17 protein-coding genes, 1 tRNA gene and 1 pseudogene are annotated in these 14,296 nt (G+C 68.0%); 10 read left to right on the top strand and 9 right to left on the bottom strand.

Going from position 1 to position 14,296, the window contains the following annotated elements:
- Positions 1-48: 48 nt before the first annotated feature.
- Positions 49-609: an HNH endonuclease gene (locus tag DR_RS12400; protein WP_010889035.1), complete on the bottom strand. Its 561-nt coding sequence runs from the start codon at positions 607-609 to the stop codon at positions 49-51.
- A 123-nt stretch (positions 610-732) separates the two neighbouring features.
- On the opposite strand from DR_RS12400, the gene DR_RS12395 reads away from it, so the two are divergent.
- Genes DR_RS12395 through DR_RS12385 form a run of 3 tightly spaced genes read left to right on the top strand, consistent with a single transcriptional unit; the run spans position 733 to position 2,788 of the window.
- The gene (locus DR_RS12395; protein WP_028328036.1) at positions 733-1,656 is read left to right on the top strand and encodes a CobW family GTP-binding protein; all 924 of its coding nucleotides are present in this window, start codon (positions 733-735) and stop codon (positions 1,654-1,656) included.
- A gap of 55 nt (positions 1,657-1,711) precedes the next feature.
- A complete protein-coding gene (locus DR_RS12390; protein ID WP_034350498.1) occupies positions 1,712-2,266 on the top strand; it encodes a DUF2231 domain-containing protein in 555 nt (184 codons plus the stop codon).
- A 42-nt stretch (positions 2,267-2,308) separates the two neighbouring features.
- Positions 2,309-2,788: a PaaI family thioesterase gene (locus DR_RS12385; protein WP_010889032.1), complete on the top strand. Its 480-nt coding sequence runs from the start codon at positions 2,309-2,311 to the stop codon at positions 2,786-2,788.
- A 119-nt stretch (positions 2,789-2,907) separates the two neighbouring features.
- Here DR_RS12385 and ubiE read toward each other — a convergent pair whose 3' ends face one another.
- Positions 2,908-3,633 (bottom strand): bifunctional demethylmenaquinone methyltransferase/2-methoxy-6-polyprenyl-1,4-benzoquinol methylase UbiE, encoded by a 726-nt coding sequence (gene ubiE / locus DR_RS12380; protein WP_010889031.1) that lies wholly within the window; start codon positions 3,631-3,633, stop codon positions 2,908-2,910.
- 150 nt (positions 3,634-3,783) lie between these two features.
- Here ubiE and DR_RS12375 point away from each other — a divergent pair.
- The 3 genes from DR_RS12375 (at position 3,784) to DR_RS12365 (ending at position 6,087) form a co-directional block, all read left to right on the top strand.
- Positions 3,784-3,859: transfer RNA gene (locus DR_RS12375), tRNA-Trp, on the top strand.
- A 114-nt stretch (positions 3,860-3,973) separates the two neighbouring features.
- On the top strand, positions 3,974-5,797 hold the full coding sequence (locus DR_RS12370; RefSeq protein WP_034350502.1) for an ABC transporter ATP-binding protein: 1,824 nt from the start codon (positions 3,974-3,976) through the stop codon (positions 5,795-5,797).
- A 95-nt stretch (positions 5,798-5,892) separates the two neighbouring features.
- On the top strand, positions 5,893-6,087 hold the full coding sequence (locus tag DR_RS12365) for a hypothetical protein (protein ID WP_027480064.1): 195 nt from the start codon (positions 5,893-5,895) through the stop codon (positions 6,085-6,087).
- Positions 6,088-6,306: 219 nt separating this feature from the next.
- On the opposite strand, the gene DR_RS12360 is transcribed toward DR_RS12365, so the two are convergent.
- The 4 genes from DR_RS12360 to DR_RS12345 are packed head-to-tail and all read right to left on the bottom strand — an operon-like array spanning position 6,307 to position 7,815.
- Entirely contained in the window at positions 6,307-6,645 is a 339-nt protein-coding gene (locus DR_RS12360; RefSeq protein ID WP_010889028.1) for a hypothetical protein, read from the bottom strand.
- A 36-nt stretch (positions 6,646-6,681) separates the two neighbouring features.
- Positions 6,682-7,077 carry a hypothetical protein gene (locus tag DR_RS12355; protein WP_010889027.1) on the bottom strand — a complete coding sequence of 132 codons (396 nt, stop codon included), beginning with the start codon at positions 7,075-7,077 and terminating at the stop codon, positions 6,682-6,684.
- 35 nt (positions 7,078-7,112) lie between these two features.
- Entirely contained in the window at positions 7,113-7,511 is a 399-nt protein-coding gene (locus DR_RS12350; protein ID WP_010889026.1) for an MmcQ/YjbR family DNA-binding protein, read from the bottom strand.
- A 37-nt stretch (positions 7,512-7,548) separates the two neighbouring features.
- Positions 7,549-7,815 carry a hypothetical protein gene (locus DR_RS12345; RefSeq protein WP_027480065.1) on the bottom strand — a complete coding sequence of 89 codons (267 nt, stop codon included), beginning with the start codon at positions 7,813-7,815 and terminating at the stop codon, positions 7,549-7,551.
- Between the two features lie 63 nt (positions 7,816-7,878).
- Here DR_RS12345 and DR_RS17075 point away from each other — a divergent pair.
- Positions 7,879-8,052: pseudogene (locus tag DR_RS17075) on the top strand (magnesium transporter); the annotation flags it as partial.
- Between the two features lie 131 nt (positions 8,053-8,183).
- Positions 8,184-8,813 (top strand): magnesium transporter CorA family protein, encoded by a 630-nt coding sequence (locus DR_RS12340; RefSeq protein WP_268741598.1) that lies wholly within the window; start codon positions 8,184-8,186, stop codon positions 8,811-8,813.
- 30 nt (positions 8,814-8,843) lie between these two features.
- Here DR_RS12340 and DR_RS12335 read toward each other — a convergent pair whose 3' ends face one another.
- Positions 8,844-9,446: a pyridoxamine 5'-phosphate oxidase family protein gene (locus DR_RS12335; RefSeq protein ID WP_010889024.1), complete on the bottom strand. Its 603-nt coding sequence runs from the start codon at positions 9,444-9,446 to the stop codon at positions 8,844-8,846.
- A gap of 66 nt (positions 9,447-9,512) precedes the next feature.
- Here DR_RS12335 and surE point away from each other — a divergent pair, with 66 nt between their 5' ends.
- Positions 9,513-10,319 carry a 5'/3'-nucleotidase SurE gene (gene surE, locus DR_RS12330; protein WP_010889023.1) on the top strand — a complete coding sequence of 269 codons (807 nt, stop codon included), beginning with the start codon at positions 9,513-9,515 and terminating at the stop codon, positions 10,317-10,319.
- 50 nt (positions 10,320-10,369) lie between these two features.
- Here surE and DR_RS12325 read toward each other — a convergent pair whose 3' ends face one another.
- Positions 10,370-10,966 carry a TetR/AcrR family transcriptional regulator gene (locus DR_RS12325; RefSeq protein ID WP_010889022.1) on the bottom strand — a complete coding sequence of 199 codons (597 nt, stop codon included), beginning with the start codon at positions 10,964-10,966 and terminating at the stop codon, positions 10,370-10,372.
- Positions 10,967-11,059: 93 nt separating this feature from the next.
- Between DR_RS12325 and DR_RS12320 the strand changes: the two genes are divergently transcribed.
- On the top strand, positions 11,060-12,388 hold the full coding sequence (locus tag DR_RS12320; protein ID WP_227085959.1) for a cation:proton antiporter: 1,329 nt from the start codon (positions 11,060-11,062) through the stop codon (positions 12,386-12,388).
- 67 nt (positions 12,389-12,455) lie between these two features.
- Here the strand turns inward: DR_RS12320 and DR_RS12315 are convergent, their stop codons facing one another.
- Positions 12,456-14,264, bottom strand: a complete 1,809-nt coding sequence (locus DR_RS12315) for an N-acetylmuramoyl-L-alanine amidase family protein (protein WP_010889020.1) — start codon at positions 14,262-14,264, stop codon at positions 12,456-12,458.
- Positions 14,265-14,296 lie beyond the last annotated feature (32 nt).

The following is a 14,296-nucleotide window of genomic DNA, read 5'->3' as shown; positions in this document are numbered from 1 at the left end:
CCCCAAAAGGAGACGGAGTTTGACTTCAAGACGGGTCGCCCGGCCCCCTCAGCCCCGGATGTACCCGCTCCACTCCGGCTGCCAGTGGGCGAACTGGCCGTGCGCGTAGACCCCGAAGGTCGGCGCGTGCGGGGGCACGTGCAGCGGCATCCCGGCTTCTTCGGGCGTCAGGTTGCCCTTGCGCTGGTTGCAGGTGCGGCAGGCGGTGACCACGTTGTCCCAGCCGTGCTTGCCGCCGCGTGACCGGGGGTGGACGTGGTCCATCGTCAGGTCGTCCTGGCTGCCGCAGTACTGGCAGGTGAAGTGGTCGCGCCGCAGCACGTTGCGGCGGTTGAACGGCACCGCGCCCACCCGGGGCCGGCGCACGTACCGGCGCAGCCGGATGACGCTGGGCACCGACATGACCGTGCTCGGTGAGCGCACCACGTCGCGGCTCTGCTCCAGCACCTCGGCCACCCCGTACTGCAAGAGGGTGATGGCCCGCTTGATGCTCGTGACTTGCAAGGGCTCGTACGACGCGTTCAGGACCAGCACACGCGGGGCGTTGAGGTCCGGCGCGACGCGCGGGGGTATTCGGATGTCCTCCTTCCGGCCAGCGGCAGTGTTCATGCCTCAGTGTAGGCGCCTCGGGTCAGGAAAATGTTGCGCCAGAACGCTTAGCGAGGACAGAGAAAACAGCTTAAAAATGCTCGGGTGTTTCGGAGCCTGGGCAGGCGGCTCTACCCTGTCTCCATGCAGATTCCTGTCATCGTCGTGGGGGGCTTTCTGGGGGCGGGCAAGACCACGCTGGTCAACCACCTCATTCGCTCGCTGCCCCGTCGCCTCGGCATCATCGTCAATGAGTTTGGGCAGACGGGGGTGGACGGCTCATTGATTGAGCGGCTGGACGACGATGTGACCGAGCTGGCGGCGGGCTGCCTGTGCTGCACCGGGCGCGACGACCTGCTGCGCGCGCTGATGGAGATTTCCATGCGCGAGCACAAGCCCGACGCCCTGATTGTGGAACTCAGCGGGGTGGCGGACCCGACCCCGGTGCTGACCACGCTGCTCGAGCGCTCCGTGCGCGCGGCCTTTCGCCTGACCACGTTGGTGGCGGTGGTGGACGCCCGGCACGTGATGCAGACCTTGCAAGACCACCCCGAGGCGGCGCGGCAACTCGCCTACGCCAACCTCGTCGTCATCAACAAGACCGACGCCGCCGACCCCGCCCGGCTGGACCACGCCGAGGGGGTGCTGCGCGGCCTGAATCCGCTGGCCGAGGTGGTGCGGGTAGAGCAGGGCCAGATAGACGCCGAAAAGCTGCTCGCCCGCCGTGACTTCGACCCCAGCGTGCTGACGGGTGCGGGGGCTGTGGAGCACACGCCGGGGCTGAGCAGCTTTACCCTCCGCACCGACCGGCCTCTGGACCCCTACGCCTGGCAGCGGTTCATGACCTCCTTCATCCTGGCGCGGCCCGCCGAGGTCTTGCGGGTCAAAGGCTTTCTGACGCTGCACGGCTACCCGCAGCGCGTGCTGTTTCAGGCGGTGCGCGACCTCTTTACCGCCGACGCCTGGGACGACGACCTGGGCGGCAGCGAGCTCGTCTTTATCGGACGGGGGCTGGACCGCGCCGAGTTCGAGATGGCCTTTGCCGCCTGCGCCCTGCCCGAGGGCTGAAGCTCACTTGATCTGCCGCTCAGCCTCCGCTGCCTGCCAACGCCGACACTGGGGCATGACCCTGACCGATCAACTGGAAGACCGCCTGAGCAATCACGACACGGTGGAGACGCTGGCAGAAGAACTGCAACCCGTCCTGCGCGCCGCGCTGGATTACCTGCCGGAGGGCGTGGTGTCGGCTCTGCACGGCGATCCCCAGGGCCACCCCCTGCACCCGGCGCTCGTGCACCTGCCGCTGGGGGGCTGGATGGTGGCGGCCCTGCTGGATTTCCTGCCCGGAGGGGACGAACAAACCGAGCGCGCCGCTGACCTCGCGCTGCTGCTCGCCACCATCGGCGCGGTGCCGACCATCGCGGCGGGCTGGACCGACTGGAGCAACACCCGGCGGCAGGCCCGCCGCACCGGCCTGATTCACGGGACTCTGGGCGAAACGGCGTTTCTGCTCTCGGGCGCGTCGCTCCTCGCCCGGCACAAGGGTAAGCGCACCCTCGGTAAAGCGCTGTCGGGCGCGGGACTGGGCGCGGCGCTCGTTGCCGGGCTGCTCGGCGGACAACTCGTCTACGGCCACGGCCTCGGCGTGGGGGCCACCCTCAGCAAGCGGCAAGGCTAGAAGGTGCTGACCGCGCCCCCGCTGCTCGTCTAGCATGGGGCCATGACGCTGCACCCCGATCTGGCGCTCCCGTCCCCCGAGGATTTCGAGCAGCTCAGCCCCGAGGCCCTCGCCGCCCGCATGAATGGTCCCGAGGGCCAGGGTCTGCCGGGCACGCTGGGCGCTCGCCTGGGCATCCGGTATGTCAGCATGGCGCGTGAGCGGGTGGTGGCGACCATGCCGGTGGAGGGCAACCGCCAGCCCGCCGGACGGCTGCACGGCGGCGCCACTCTCGCGCTTGCAGAGGAACTGGCGAGCGTGGGCTCATGGCTCAACCTCGACCCGCAGCGGCAGGTGGCGGTGGGCGTGGACCTCAACGGCACCCACGTGCGCGGCGTGTCGGAGGGGCACGTCACGGCGGAGGCCCGCCTGAGCTACCGGGGCCGCTCGCTGATGGTCTGGGAAATCGAGATGAAGGACGAGAAGGGCCGCACGACCTCGCTGTGCCGCTGCACCTGCAACGTGATCAGCATGGGGGCTTGAGCTGCTCCTAGAGCATTTGACAGAAAAGGACCCCCTCACCCCTGCCTTCGGCAAGCCCTCTCCCACCAGCGGAGAGGGTCAACAACGACAAGCGTTCTTATGTCTAATGCTCTAATGCCTCAGCGCTTGTCGCCCACCCACATGCCCGCAATCCCGAACGTCAGGGCGCGGTAGCGGGTGCGAAAGCCCGTCGCCCGCATCATTTGCGCCAGCCGCTCGGGTTCGGGAAACGCGAGGACGCTCTCGGGCAGATAGGTGTACGCGCCCGCGTTGCCGCTGACCAGTGCCCCGATGCGCGGCAGCACATGCTGGAAGTACAGCCGGAAGACGGCCCCGAACAGTCCCGACGCAGGGGGCGGAAATTCCAGCAGCACCAGCCGCCCACCGGGGGTCAGCACCCGCCACATCTCGGCGAGGCCCTGCGTGTAATCAGCGAAATTACGGAAGCCAAAGGCACAGGTCACGGCGTCGAAGGAAGCGTCGGGGTAGGGCAGCCGCAGTGCGTCACCCTCTTCGAAGCGGATGCTGAGCTGCTTTGCCCCGGCTTTCTGGCGGGCGAGGTCGAGCATCTGCGGCACGAAGTCGGAGCCGACGATTTCCACCTGCGGCGCACGTTCCTTGAGTTCGATGGCAAAGTCTCCGGTGCCCGTCGCCACGTCCAGCACCCGGCGGGGCGAGTGGGCCAGGGCCTCGGCAGCGGCTGCCCGGCGCCACCCCCGGTCCACGCCCAGGCTCAGCACCCGGTTGAGCAGGTCGTAGCGCGGCGCGATGGAGGCGAACATCTCCTGTACGGCCTGCCCCTTGTCCTGTTTGTCGCCGACCGGCGGCCTGTTCTCGGCAGTCATGGGGGGAAGGTAGCAGCTTTGGGCGCCCGGCGGGGGCTGCGGCGCGCCTCGGGCGTGTTAGGGGGCATGGTTGCGCCCCTGCCCCGGCTCTGCTACCCTACTTGAGCCTGAAAACGGGCAGTGCTTCAAATGACAGCTTCAAATTGGCAAGGGTTCTTAGCTCAGTTGGTAGAGCGGCGGTCTCCAAAACCGTAGGTCGAGGGTTCAAGTCCTTCAGGGCCCGCCAGAATAAACTCCCCGTCCTCGTGGCGGGGGTTTTCTTTTGTGCCGCGTTTCGCCCGCGCTCCCGGCGCCTGCGCTTCCTTTTCCCCTCCTCCTCTGCCTCTATGCTGCCGCGCAGATGCTGCGCCCCCTGCCCCAGAAAGAAGACCTGAGTAACCGCGAGCTCCTCGCCGTTCTGGCCCGCACCCTGCCCGACCTGATTCACAGCGCTCCCAGGCTGGTGCTGCTGATGCTCGGCATGGCGGTCGTGCAGGGCCTGATGCCCGCGCTGACCATCCTGCTCGGCAAATGGACGGTGGACGGCGTGGGAGCGGCGCTGGCTGGGCGGGAGGCCAACCTGACGCTGCTGGCTGCAGCGTGGGCAGGCACGGCGCTGCTGACGCAGGTGACGGGGGTGGGGGCGCAGGTGCTTCAGGGCTACGCCGCCGACCACTTCACCGTGCAGACGATGGGGCGGCTGATGAACAAAATGGGCGAGCTCCCCGGTCTGGACGTGCTCGAAGACCCCCGCTTCCACGATGACATCGAGATTTTGCAGATGGGGGCGCCGCGCCGCCCACTCAATCTGGTGTCTACACTGCTGTATCTCATTCGGTCAGTGATTAGTGCGGTCAGTGTGTCGGCCACGCTGCTGAGCATCGGCTGGTGGGTGCCGCTGGTGGTGGTCGCCGGGATGCTGCCTGCACTCCTCAAGCAGATGGAGTTCTACAAGCTCGGCTGGAGCATTTTCATTCAGCGCACCCAGGACTCGCGCGAGGTCAACTATCTCCAGCGCGTCGCCATGCGCCACGAGTACGCCAAGGAAGTGCGGCTCTACGGCCTGCTGCCCTACTTGCAGTCGCAGTACCTGAGCCGCACGCTGACCTACCAGCAGACCATGCGCGGTGTCCGCAACAAGCAACTCCTCGGCATCCTGCCCTATCAGGCGCTGTCACTGCTCGTCACGGCGGGGCTGTTCGTGTATGTGGTCAACCGCGCCCAGCACGGAACCTACACGGCGGGCAGCGTCGTGCTGGTCATCACGGCGCTGGCGGGGCTCCGCGATGAACTGCGCTCTATTTCGGAGTACCTGAGCACCGGCACCGAGCACCTCAACTGGTTCGCCAAGTTTCACCGTTTTCTCGACGCCACCCCCGGCGTCACCCTGGCCCCCGACCCGCGCCCGCTGCCGCGTGAGCTGTCGCTGACCTTGCAGGACGTGTCGTTCGGCTACCGCGGCCAGTCGCCGGTCATCGAGCACCTCTCGCTCACCATTCCCGAGGGACAGACCGTCGCCATCGTGGGGGAAAACGGGGCGGGGAAGACCACGCTGGTCAAGCTGCTGCTGCGCTTTTACGACCCCTCGGAAGGCCGGATTCTGATTGGCGGCGCGGGCGAGCAGACCGACCTGCGCGACCTGGACGTGAACGCGTGGCGGCGGCAGGTGGCGGCGGTGTTTCAGGACTTTGCCCGCTTCGAGTGGACGCTGCGTGACAACGTGACCCTCGGCCAGCCTGAGGACGCGGCCAAGCTGTCGCACGCGGTGGAAGCGAGCGGGCTCGGCGCGGCGCTGAACCACGTGGACGGCGGCCTGGACGCCCGCATCGGGCAGGCGTTCGGCGGCGTGGACCTCTCGGGCGGGCAATGGCAAAAGCTCGCCACCGCCCGCGCCCTGTACCGCGAGGCCCGCGTGCTCATCCTGGACGAACCGACGGCGGCGCTCGACCCGCGCAGTGAAAAGGAAGTCTTCGACGCCTTCGCCGCTCTTTCGCAGGGCCGCACCACCCTGCTCATCACCCACCGCCTCGGCAGCGTGCTGATGGCCGACCGCGTGCTGGTGATGAAGCGGGGCCGCCTCATCGAAGACGGCACCCACACCGAACTGCTGACGCGCGGCGGCGAATATGCCGAGCTGTGGGAACTGCAAGCGAGCCAGTACGCCGAGAGCCCGGTGAGTGCATGAGCCTCCCGCCCGTGCCTCCGAAGTTCCCGAATTCGCCGCCGTCCGGTCGTCAGACGTGCTTTATCCATCCTTTGCCCCTGCTGACGATTGGGCCGATGTGGGCCCTCATCGCCTGGGGCTGTTTCGAAGCGCTGCGCCAGAGCCAGGGCGATATTCCCTGGTATGACGCGCTCTTAGCGGTGCTCATAGGGCTGGCGCATATCTGGCTGTCCCTGGGGCTGCTGACCCTGCGGCTGGTGGTGGATGATGACGGGGTGGAATGCACCGACCTGTTTTACGGGCTGTGGTGAGCGCGGGCGTCGTGGAGCGAGATTCAGGAACTTCGCCTGGGGCCAGACGCGACGCCCCGGGAACTGCTGGGCACCCGCGCCGTGTTCGTCTGCTGCCCGCCGCGCCGGATGATGGTGCATACCGGCCTGCTCTGGAGAGCCAAAAAGGTCGAGGCTGGACTGGTGAAACGTGTAGGCTCCTCACGCACGGTGGATACCCGCTAGGGCGGGAGCGGCAACCTATTGCCGTTCCCATGCCGACGGGCGCCGGAGCACTTCCAGCCAGTTCGCGGCGACCAGCAGCGGCAAGAAGGCCAGCGCGAGCGAAAGCGCACTCAGCACAAACAGGCGCAGGGTCACCCCGACCCGCGACCCGTTCAGGAAAAAGCCCACCATCGGGAAGGTCGCCAGCAGCAGAGGCGGCAGTCCACACAGCAGCGTGGTGAGCAGCACGCCCAGGGCTGCGCGCAGGCCCGCGTCGCGCTGCCCGGTCCACACGCCGTAGCCGAGAATCAGGCCCGCTGCCACCACGCCGAGAACGAGGCCGGTGCCGCTGCCGAGGTTGATGGTCGGGTTCATGCCCGCCAGTGTAGGGGCGCTCCGCGCAGGACCGCTTCAGCGGCGGTCGCGCAGGTATTCCTCGTAAAGCAGTTTGAGCAGTTCGGCCTCAGGGAGCTGCGGAAACCGTTGCCGTTTGGCCGCCACTCCGCGCTCGATGGCCCCGACGTTCCCCCGTGTGATGGTCAGCAGCTTCTCGCGCCAGAGCTGTTCGTCACCCCCGGTGGGGATGGGCTTGACTGGAATGCGGGGTTCTGGGGTGGAGGAGGGAGGCGCTTGGCGGGGCGGTGTGGGGCGTGGCGAGCTTGAACGGGTCTGTGTTGAACGGGTCTGTGTTGAACGGGATTGGGTTGAACGTGGTTGTGTTGAGCGGGGTTGGGTCCAGAGCAGCAGTCCGACCCAGAAGAGGGCCAGCGCAATCAGCAGAAACCCAAACGCCATCTGAAAGGTCATGCTTTCAGGGTTGCCAGCCGCCGCTGTCCAGAGTCTTACAGGCTGTCAGGCAGCCCCAATTCTTTCCGTTCCGCCTTCGTGAAGCCCTTCTTCGTCACCAGCAGGTAACTCCCGCGCAGCAGCTCGCCGAGCAGTTCAGCAGGCACCGTGCCGTCCAGCGTGACCGTCACCCAGTGCTTTTTGTTCAGGTGATACCCCGGCGCGATGCTCTGCGGGTGCGCCTGCCGCAGTTCCTCTCCGCGCTCGGGGTCCACTTTCAGGCTCAGGCGCAGCGGGTCCTGGGTGATGTCGGTCAGGGCGTACATGCGGGACTTGGAGAGGTAGCCGACCTTGAAGACCAGCGTTTCGTCGTCGAAAGGGAAGGTTTCGAGCGAATGCGGCAACTCGTCGCACACGCTGCGCAGGTCGTCTACGGTTTGCATGGGCGTCTGCATGAGGCCGAGGATAGCCCCGCCGCGCCGGTCTGGGCGCTCAGTTGCTGGGGTCTATCCCTTCGGCGTCCTTAAGCGCAGCGTTGATGTCGGCAGTTTCCGTATCGCCGCCGGTCAGGGCCGCGACCTGCTCGGCGCTCAGGCTCTGGCCCGAGTTGGCGGACACTCCACTGGCAGGGCGCTGCGCGAAGTCGGCGGGGGGCGGGCCCTGCTCGGCCACGACCTCGCGGCTCTCGGCGTGTTCGTCGGCGTGCACGCTAAGTTCGGCGGCGACGGGCGGGGCGCTGTCACGTTCGGAATCGGTCATGCGCTCAGTGTGCCGCTTTATTGTCAGCCCCACTGCCCTGCGGCGCGCTCTACCCTGAGCCCCATGATTCGTGCCAAGGACCTCGCCAGTGGTCAGGAACTGAACTGGGATGGGCAGACGGCGGACGTGTGGGTGGACGCGCAAGACCCCACCGCCGAGGAACTCGCCCGCTTGCAGGCCGCTTTTCCGCTCAACCGGCTGGCGCTGGAAGACGCGCTGGAGCAGGGCCACTGGACCCGCGCCGAGCAGTACCCCGAGCACACCTTCGTGACGGTGCGCAGTTCGCCCACCCCGAGCAGCCCGACGAGTTCACCGAGCGCGTCAGCATCTTCGCCTTTCCCCCGCGCACGGACAGCCCGCACGGGGCGGTGCTCACCCACAGCCGCAGCGGCACGCGGGCCCTCGGGACGGTGTGGGCGCTGGTGGGGCGCGAGACGGTCAACACCGCGCAGGAGGTCACCTACGAGCTGCTCGACCAGACCGCCGACGGCTTTTTTCTCGCCGCCGACGCGCTCGAAGCGCAGGTGGACGCGCTGGAAGAACAGATTTTCCGCAGCCCCCGCTTCAACCCGGTGGAGCCGGTGTTCGACCTCAAGCATCTGCTGGGGCAGGCGCGGCGGCTGACGACCGACGCCCGCGAGGCGAGCGCGCTGCTGGGCCGGCAGGCCTCTACCGCTGCTGAACAGGTCCGTTACCGCGACGTGCAGGACAGCTTTACCCGGGTGGGCAGCCGCCTCGACGGCCTGCGCGAGTCGCTCAGCAGCCTGCTCGACCTGCACCTCGCCCTTCAGGGCCAGCGCATGAACGAGGTGATGCGGACGCTGACCTCCGTGAGCGTGGTGTTTCTGCCGCTCACCTTCCTCGCCGGGGTGTGGGGCATGAAGTTTCAGCACATGCCCGAGCTCGCCACCCGTTACGGCTACGCCTTTGCCTGGCTGACATTCCTGCTCATCGGCGGGCTGCTGACCTACTGGTTCAAGCGGCGCGGGTGGTGGTGAGCGGGCCGGGGCCTGAATGGGGCAGGCGGCTCAGTACAGCGTGTCGCGTTGCCGCTGCGGCAGGGCAGCGTCGTAGTCCGCGCCGTCCACCTCGCCGCGGGTCAGGGCGGCCAGCATCGCGCCGGGGGTGGGCACCTCAGCCGCCGACGGCCCGGTCCACAGCACCGAGCGCAGCATGGCCCGCCCGCACTGGAAAAAGACCGTGTCTACCGTGATTTCCAGCACGCATTTCGGCAGCTTGCCGTCCTGGGCGAAGGAGGCGAGCAGGTCCGGCGTGGTCAGGATGCGGGCGGTGCCGTTGACCCGCAGCGTCTCGTTCACGCCGGGAATGAAAAAAAGCAGGCCCACCCGGGGGTCGCTCAGCAGGTTACGCAGGCTGTCGATGCGGTTGTTGCCCCGGCGCTCGGGCAGCAGCAGGGTGCGCTCGTCGGTCACGCGCACCAGCGGCGCCGGGTCCCCGCGCGGCGAAGCGTCCAGACCGCCCGGGCCCGAGGTCGCCAGCACCGCGAAGGGGGCGGCCTCCAGCCACTGGCGGTACACCGAGTGCAGCACGTCTGTTTCCTTCTGGAGCGAGGGAGCCCCCACTTCCCCGAACAGGCTTTCGAGGTCTTCCAGCGTTCGAATGACGGTCATGGTGCCCCCAGGGTAGCCCCGTAGACCCCGGAGGAGGGCAGACGGCCCCGCGCTACCCTGCGCTTCATGACTGTGCCTGACCCTGCCCGGCCCGCCGCGTCCCCGTCCGCTCGTCCCCGCGTCCTGGTCGCCAACGACGACGGCATTTTCGCGCCCGGCATCAAGGCGCTGGGGCTGGCGCTGAGCGAGTGGGCCGACGTGGTGGTCGTCGCGCCCGACGTGGAGCAGTCGGCGGTGGGGCACGGCATCACCATTCGCCGCCCGCTGCGCTTCAAGCACACGGCGGCGGCGGGCTTCGGTGACATTCCGGCCTACCGGGTGGACGGCACCCCCGCCGACTGCGTGGTGCTGGGCGTGCATCTGCTGGGGCGGCCCGACCTGGTCGTCAGCGGCATCAACATCGGCCCCAATCTCGGCGAGGACCTCACGCACTCGGGCACGGTGGCGGCGGCCATCGAGGGACTCACCCTGGGGCTGCCCTCCATCGCCTTCAGCCAGTTTGCCAACGAAGCGGGCGAATACGACTTTGGGCCCTCGGCGGCCTACGCTTCCCGGTTGGCGCGCGAGGTCTGCTGCCGGGGGCTGCCGCCGCGTGTGCTGCTCAACGTCAATTTTCCCCGCGTCTCTCCGCGTGGGGTGCGCGTGACCGAGGTGGGCCTCCACCGCTGGGAAGACAGCGTGGTGACCCGCCAGGACCCCGAGGGCCGCGACTACCACTGGGTCGCCGGGGTCAGCACCGCGCACGACGGTCACGACGAACAGACCGACTACGGCGCGGTGCAGGCGGGGTTTATCAGCGTGTCGCCGGTGCGGCTCGACCTCACGGCGCGGGACCTGATCGGCGAGTTGACGCAGGCGTTGCCACCCCTGTAAGCGGCAGAGGGAAACTGCGCTCAAAGGGGCGGCGTTCAGAAAGGCTGAGCTCAGGCGCGGCTGTGCTTGGCCTGAATCTGTTCGTCGATATCAGGCACCCGTTCCTTGAAGGCCGAAACCAACATAATGTTGAGGAGTTGCCCGATCTGTTCGCGGTCGTACTCGGGGTGCAGCAGCAGTTCGTGGGCGGTGGAGAGCACCAGCGTGCGCTGCACCAGAATCAGGTCGGGGTTCGCCTCCGTGACATTGCTGGGCAGGTAGTTGTAGGTGTGCTGGTCGAGCGAATCGAGCACCCGCTGCCGACGGGACTGAAAGCGCGGGCCGCCGCCGCTGTAGAGCAGCAGCAGCAGTTCGCGGTGCTCGAGCAGGGCGCGCAGCATGTCGTCGGGCGGAAAGAGGCTGTTGTCGGCGACCCGCCGGTCGACTTCTTGCAGCCAGTCCCCCATTCGGCGTTCGAGCAGAATGTCGAGAATCGCTTCGGTCGAGGGGTAGTAGGTGTAGATGTTGGGCCGCGAGGTCTGGAGGTGCTCGGCGATATCGGCCATCTTGACGTTCTCGAAGCCGCGTTCGATAAACAGTTGCGAGGCGACTTCCAGAATCTGTTCACGGCGGACTTCCGCACTCAGGCGGCGACGGGGTTCAGGCATATTTCGAAGTGTAACACTTAATGACGCCCTGTCATTAAGTGCCGGATGTGGACGTGGGTTTGTTTCCGCCTGGAAGCGCCTAGAGTAACAGACATGCTCACGGCATTTGCCCTCCTGCTCAGCGTGACCGCCGTGCTGGCGTTCCTGAATGAACGTTTCTTTAGACTTCCGACCACCGTCGGGGTGACGCTGGCGGGCGCGCTGTCGAGCATGCTCCTCATCGCCCTCGACGCGCTGGGCCTGACCGGGCCGCGTGGTTGGGCCGCCGGGCTGCTCGAAACCCTGGATTTTACCGACTTCGTGCTCAACGGGATTCTGAGCATCCTGCTCTTTGCCGGGGCGCTGGGCCTCGATGCCCGGCAACTGCTGCGCCAGCGCTTCAGCATCCTGACGTTGGCGGTGTTCAGCACGCTGCTGAGTACCTTCCTCATCGGCTTTGCCGCCTACGGCATCTTCGGACTAGTGGGACTGAACGTGCCGCTGCTGTGGTCGCTGCTGTTCGGCGCACTGATCTCGCCGACCGACCCGGTGGCGGTCCTCGACCTGCTCAAGCGGGCGGCGGTGCCCAAGCGCATCGAAACCCTGATTGCGGGCGAAAGCCTCTTTAACGACGGCGTGGGCGTGGTGATTTTCCTCGTCATCGCGGGCATGGCGGGCATCGGTCACAGCCACGGCACCGGCAGTGTGGTGGGCGCCCTGGAACTGTTCGGGCGCGAGGCGCTCGGCGGCATGGCGTTCGGGGCGCTGCTGGGGGCCATCGGGTTCCTGATGCTGCGCGAAATCGAGCAGCACGCCGTCGAGGTGCTCATCACCCTCGCGCTGGTCGTCGGCGGGTACGTGGCGGCCTCGGCACTGGGCGTCAGCGGCCCGCTGGCGATGGTGGTCGCCGGTCTGGTCATCTCGGCGGGGCGCGACGTGGCCTTCGGGGAAGAAACCCGCGAACACATCGAGAGTTTCTGGGAAACGACCGATCAGGTGCTCAACATCCTGCTGTTCGCCTTTATCGGGCTGGACGTGCTGCTCACCGAAACGACCGGGCCGCAGATCGTGGCGGGGCTGCTGCTGGTCGTCGCCTCGCTGCTCGCCCGTTGGATCAGCGTGGCGCTGCCCTTCCCACTTATCCGGCGCCACGAGGATTACGGCCCCTACACCGTGCGGCTGCTCACCTGGGGGGGGCTGCGCGGCGGCATCGCCATCAGCCTGGTGCTGGGCCTGCCCCAAACGCCCTACCGCACCCACCTCGTCACGGCGACCTACATCATCGTGCTGTTCAGCATCGCCGTGCAGGGACTGACGATCATGCCGCTGGTCCACAAGGCGGTGGCGGCCAGCCCTGACAGCGCCGGCCCCGACAGCGCCGGCCCCGGTGGCGGGCAGGAAGACGGCGAAAACGCCGGGCGGCAGCTTTCTTCGGAAACGTGACGTCACCGAAAAATCTGGCCCTCAGCTCAGTGCAGGGGCCAGATTTTTTGGTGCGGACTGCCTGCCCTTACGGTCCGCCGCCCACCGCCGACGCCGCCGGTTTGCCTGCGGCGCTCACGCCGGTCATCAGCGCGTCGCGGATGCCGGAAGCGATGCCCATCGCCACGCGGTCGAGGTAGTTGTTGTCGGCGAGGTTCTGGCCGTCGACGGGGTGGCTGGTAAAGCCGATCTCGACCAGCGCCGCCGGGATGCGGCTGTTGCGCAGCACGCTCAGCGAGCGGTAGCCCTTGATGCCCCGGTCGAAGGCGCCGGTCACGTCGACCATGTCGCGCTGCAAGACGGTGGCGAGCTGGTAGGACAGCGCGTGGTTGGGATTCCACCACGTTTCGATGCCGTAGCCCGCGAGCGCGGCGCTGGCTTCGGTGGCGTTGACATGGATGCTCACGAACATCTGGGTGCCGGGGGTGCCCATCTTGGCGCGCATTTGCAGGTCGGTGTTCTTGTCGGGGTGCAGTTCGCGGTCGGTTTCGCGCGTCAGCACGGCGTCCACCCCGGCGGCGACGAGCAGGTCACGCACCCGCCGCGCCACGTCGAGGGTCACGTCCTTTTCGGTGATCGCTCCGGTGGCGCCGGGGTCCTTGCCGCCGTGACCGGGGTCGATGATCACGCGGGGCCGCACCGAGGCCGCCCGCAGCGACAGCACCGCCGCGCCGCTGCTCGCCGTCATGGGGGGCACAGCGGCGAGCACCTTGTCGCGGGGCGAAAGCGGAGTCAGGTTCGCCATCGCCGGAGAAATGTCGAGCACCAACCGCGAGCGCTCGCTGTTGAGCGGCGGCAGCACCTGCGCCCGCCAGCCGCTGCGCGAGGTGGTCGGCGAGCCGGTCACGATGCTGAGGTTGACCCCTTCGGCGGAGGGCTCGTAGCGCCAGGCGCGGACCTCGGCGGAGGTGTTCTGCTCGTTGGTGTTGGCGTCGCCCAGGCCCACGCCGAGCAGTTCGACGCGCAGCCCCACCGTGCCCGGCACGATGCGGTAGCCCGCGCCCGGCGGCAGGTCGAGGACCATGCGGGTCACGCCGGGGTTCTTGCCGATACGCGGCGTGGTTACGGTGGCGCCGCTGCTCAGCGAGCCGGGCATGCGGCCCACCAGCGCGCTGGGGCGGGCGGTATCGGCGCCGGGCAGCGGGGCCAGGGGCGCCGGCGGGGTGGCGGGCTGCTGCTTGACGCTGTCGCCGGGGGGGAGGTGGCTGGTGAGGGCGCTGCTCGCCGCCGTGTCGGTCACCGGCACCGGGGCCTGCAAGCTCGCCTGGGCACGCGGGTCGGCAGGCGCCGCGGCGAGCACCCGCCCGCCCACGTTGCCGGCCCCGCCGCGCAGTTGCGAGCCGAGTTCGACGATCAGCACCCGGTTGCCGTTGGCGATGGTCGCCTCGGTCGCCCGCCAGCCGTCGCTCAGCGACAGGGGAAAGGGCGTGCCCATGATGATCTGCCCGTTGTTGGCGCGGTACTCGGTGAGGTTCTCGGCCAGCCGCAGCGACGAGGCCGGAGCCACCCGCACCCCGCCCACGTCGATCCGCAGGCCGCCGAAGGTCGGCACCAGCGTGTAGGTCATGCCCTTGGGCAGGTCGAACACCAGTTTGGTGGCTTCCGCCGTGCCGCTGATGCGCGGGCTTCCGAAAGTCGTTTCCTTGGCCTGGGCCAGCGGCTGCGTGGCCGCCGACGGTGTGGCGAAGGAGGGAGCAGCGCTGGGGGGCGCTGCCGCGCTGCCGCGCACCGTCGGTTTGACCTGGGCCGGCGCGGCGCGCAAAAAGGGATCTGTCTGAGCCGCCGCCCATGAGCCGAGCAGCAGCGCTGATGAGAGGAGCATGGCAGGCAGCTTCATGTGCTTCCATCTTGTCGGTTCTGGCGGTGAGA

The organism is Deinococcus radiodurans R1 = ATCC 13939 = DSM 20539 (assembly GCF_000008565.1).
Taxonomy (GTDB): Bacteria; Deinococcota; Deinococci; order Deinococcales; family Deinococcaceae; genus Deinococcus; species Deinococcus radiodurans.
Note: the sequence above shows the minus strand (reverse complement) of the source record. Positions and strands in the feature narration are given on the sequence as shown.

Coding starts and splice junctions, on each gene's coding strand:
- DR_RS12400 (WP_010889035.1), bottom strand. CDS start 609: ATGAACACTGCCGCTGGCCGGAAGGAGGACATCCGAATACCCCCGCGC.
- DR_RS12395 (WP_028328036.1), top strand. CDS start 733: ATGCAGATTCCTGTCATCGTCGTGGGGGGCTTTCTGGGGGCGGGCAAG.
- DR_RS12390 (WP_034350498.1), top strand. CDS start 1,712: ATGACCCTGACCGATCAACTGGAAGACCGCCTGAGCAATCACGACACG.
- DR_RS12385 (WP_010889032.1), top strand. CDS start 2,309: ATGACGCTGCACCCCGATCTGGCGCTCCCGTCCCCCGAGGATTTCGAG.
- ubiE (WP_010889031.1), bottom strand. CDS start 3,633: ATGACTGCCGAGAACAGGCCGCCGGTCGGCGACAAACAGGACAAGGGG.
- DR_RS12370 (WP_034350502.1), top strand. CDS start 3,974: ATGCTGCGCCCCCTGCCCCAGAAAGAAGACCTGAGTAACCGCGAGCTC.
- DR_RS12365 (WP_027480064.1), top strand. CDS start 5,893: ATGTGGGCCCTCATCGCCTGGGGCTGTTTCGAAGCGCTGCGCCAGAGC.
- DR_RS12360 (WP_010889028.1), bottom strand. CDS start 6,645: ATGAACCCGACCATCAACCTCGGCAGCGGCACCGGCCTCGTTCTCGGC.
- DR_RS12355 (WP_010889027.1), bottom strand. CDS start 7,077: ATGACCTTTCAGATGGCGTTTGGGTTTCTGCTGATTGCGCTGGCCCTC.
- DR_RS12350 (WP_010889026.1), bottom strand. CDS start 7,511: ATGCAGACGCCCATGCAAACCGTAGACGACCTGCGCAGCGTGTGCGAC.
- DR_RS12345 (WP_027480065.1), bottom strand. CDS start 7,815: ATGACCGATTCCGAACGTGACAGCGCCCCGCCCGTCGCCGCCGAACTT.
- DR_RS12335 (WP_010889024.1), bottom strand. CDS start 9,446: ATGACCGTCATTCGAACGCTGGAAGACCTCGAAAGCCTGTTCGGGGAA.
- surE (WP_010889023.1), top strand. CDS start 9,513: ATGACTGTGCCTGACCCTGCCCGGCCCGCCGCGTCCCCGTCCGCTCGT.
- DR_RS12325 (WP_010889022.1), bottom strand. CDS start 10,966: ATGCCTGAACCCCGTCGCCGCCTGAGTGCGGAAGTCCGCCGTGAACAG.
- DR_RS12320 (WP_227085959.1), top strand. CDS start 11,060: ATGCTCACGGCATTTGCCCTCCTGCTCAGCGTGACCGCCGTGCTGGCG.
- DR_RS12315 (WP_010889020.1), bottom strand. CDS start 14,264: ATGAAGCTGCCTGCCATGCTCCTCTCATCAGCGCTGCTGCTCGGCTCA.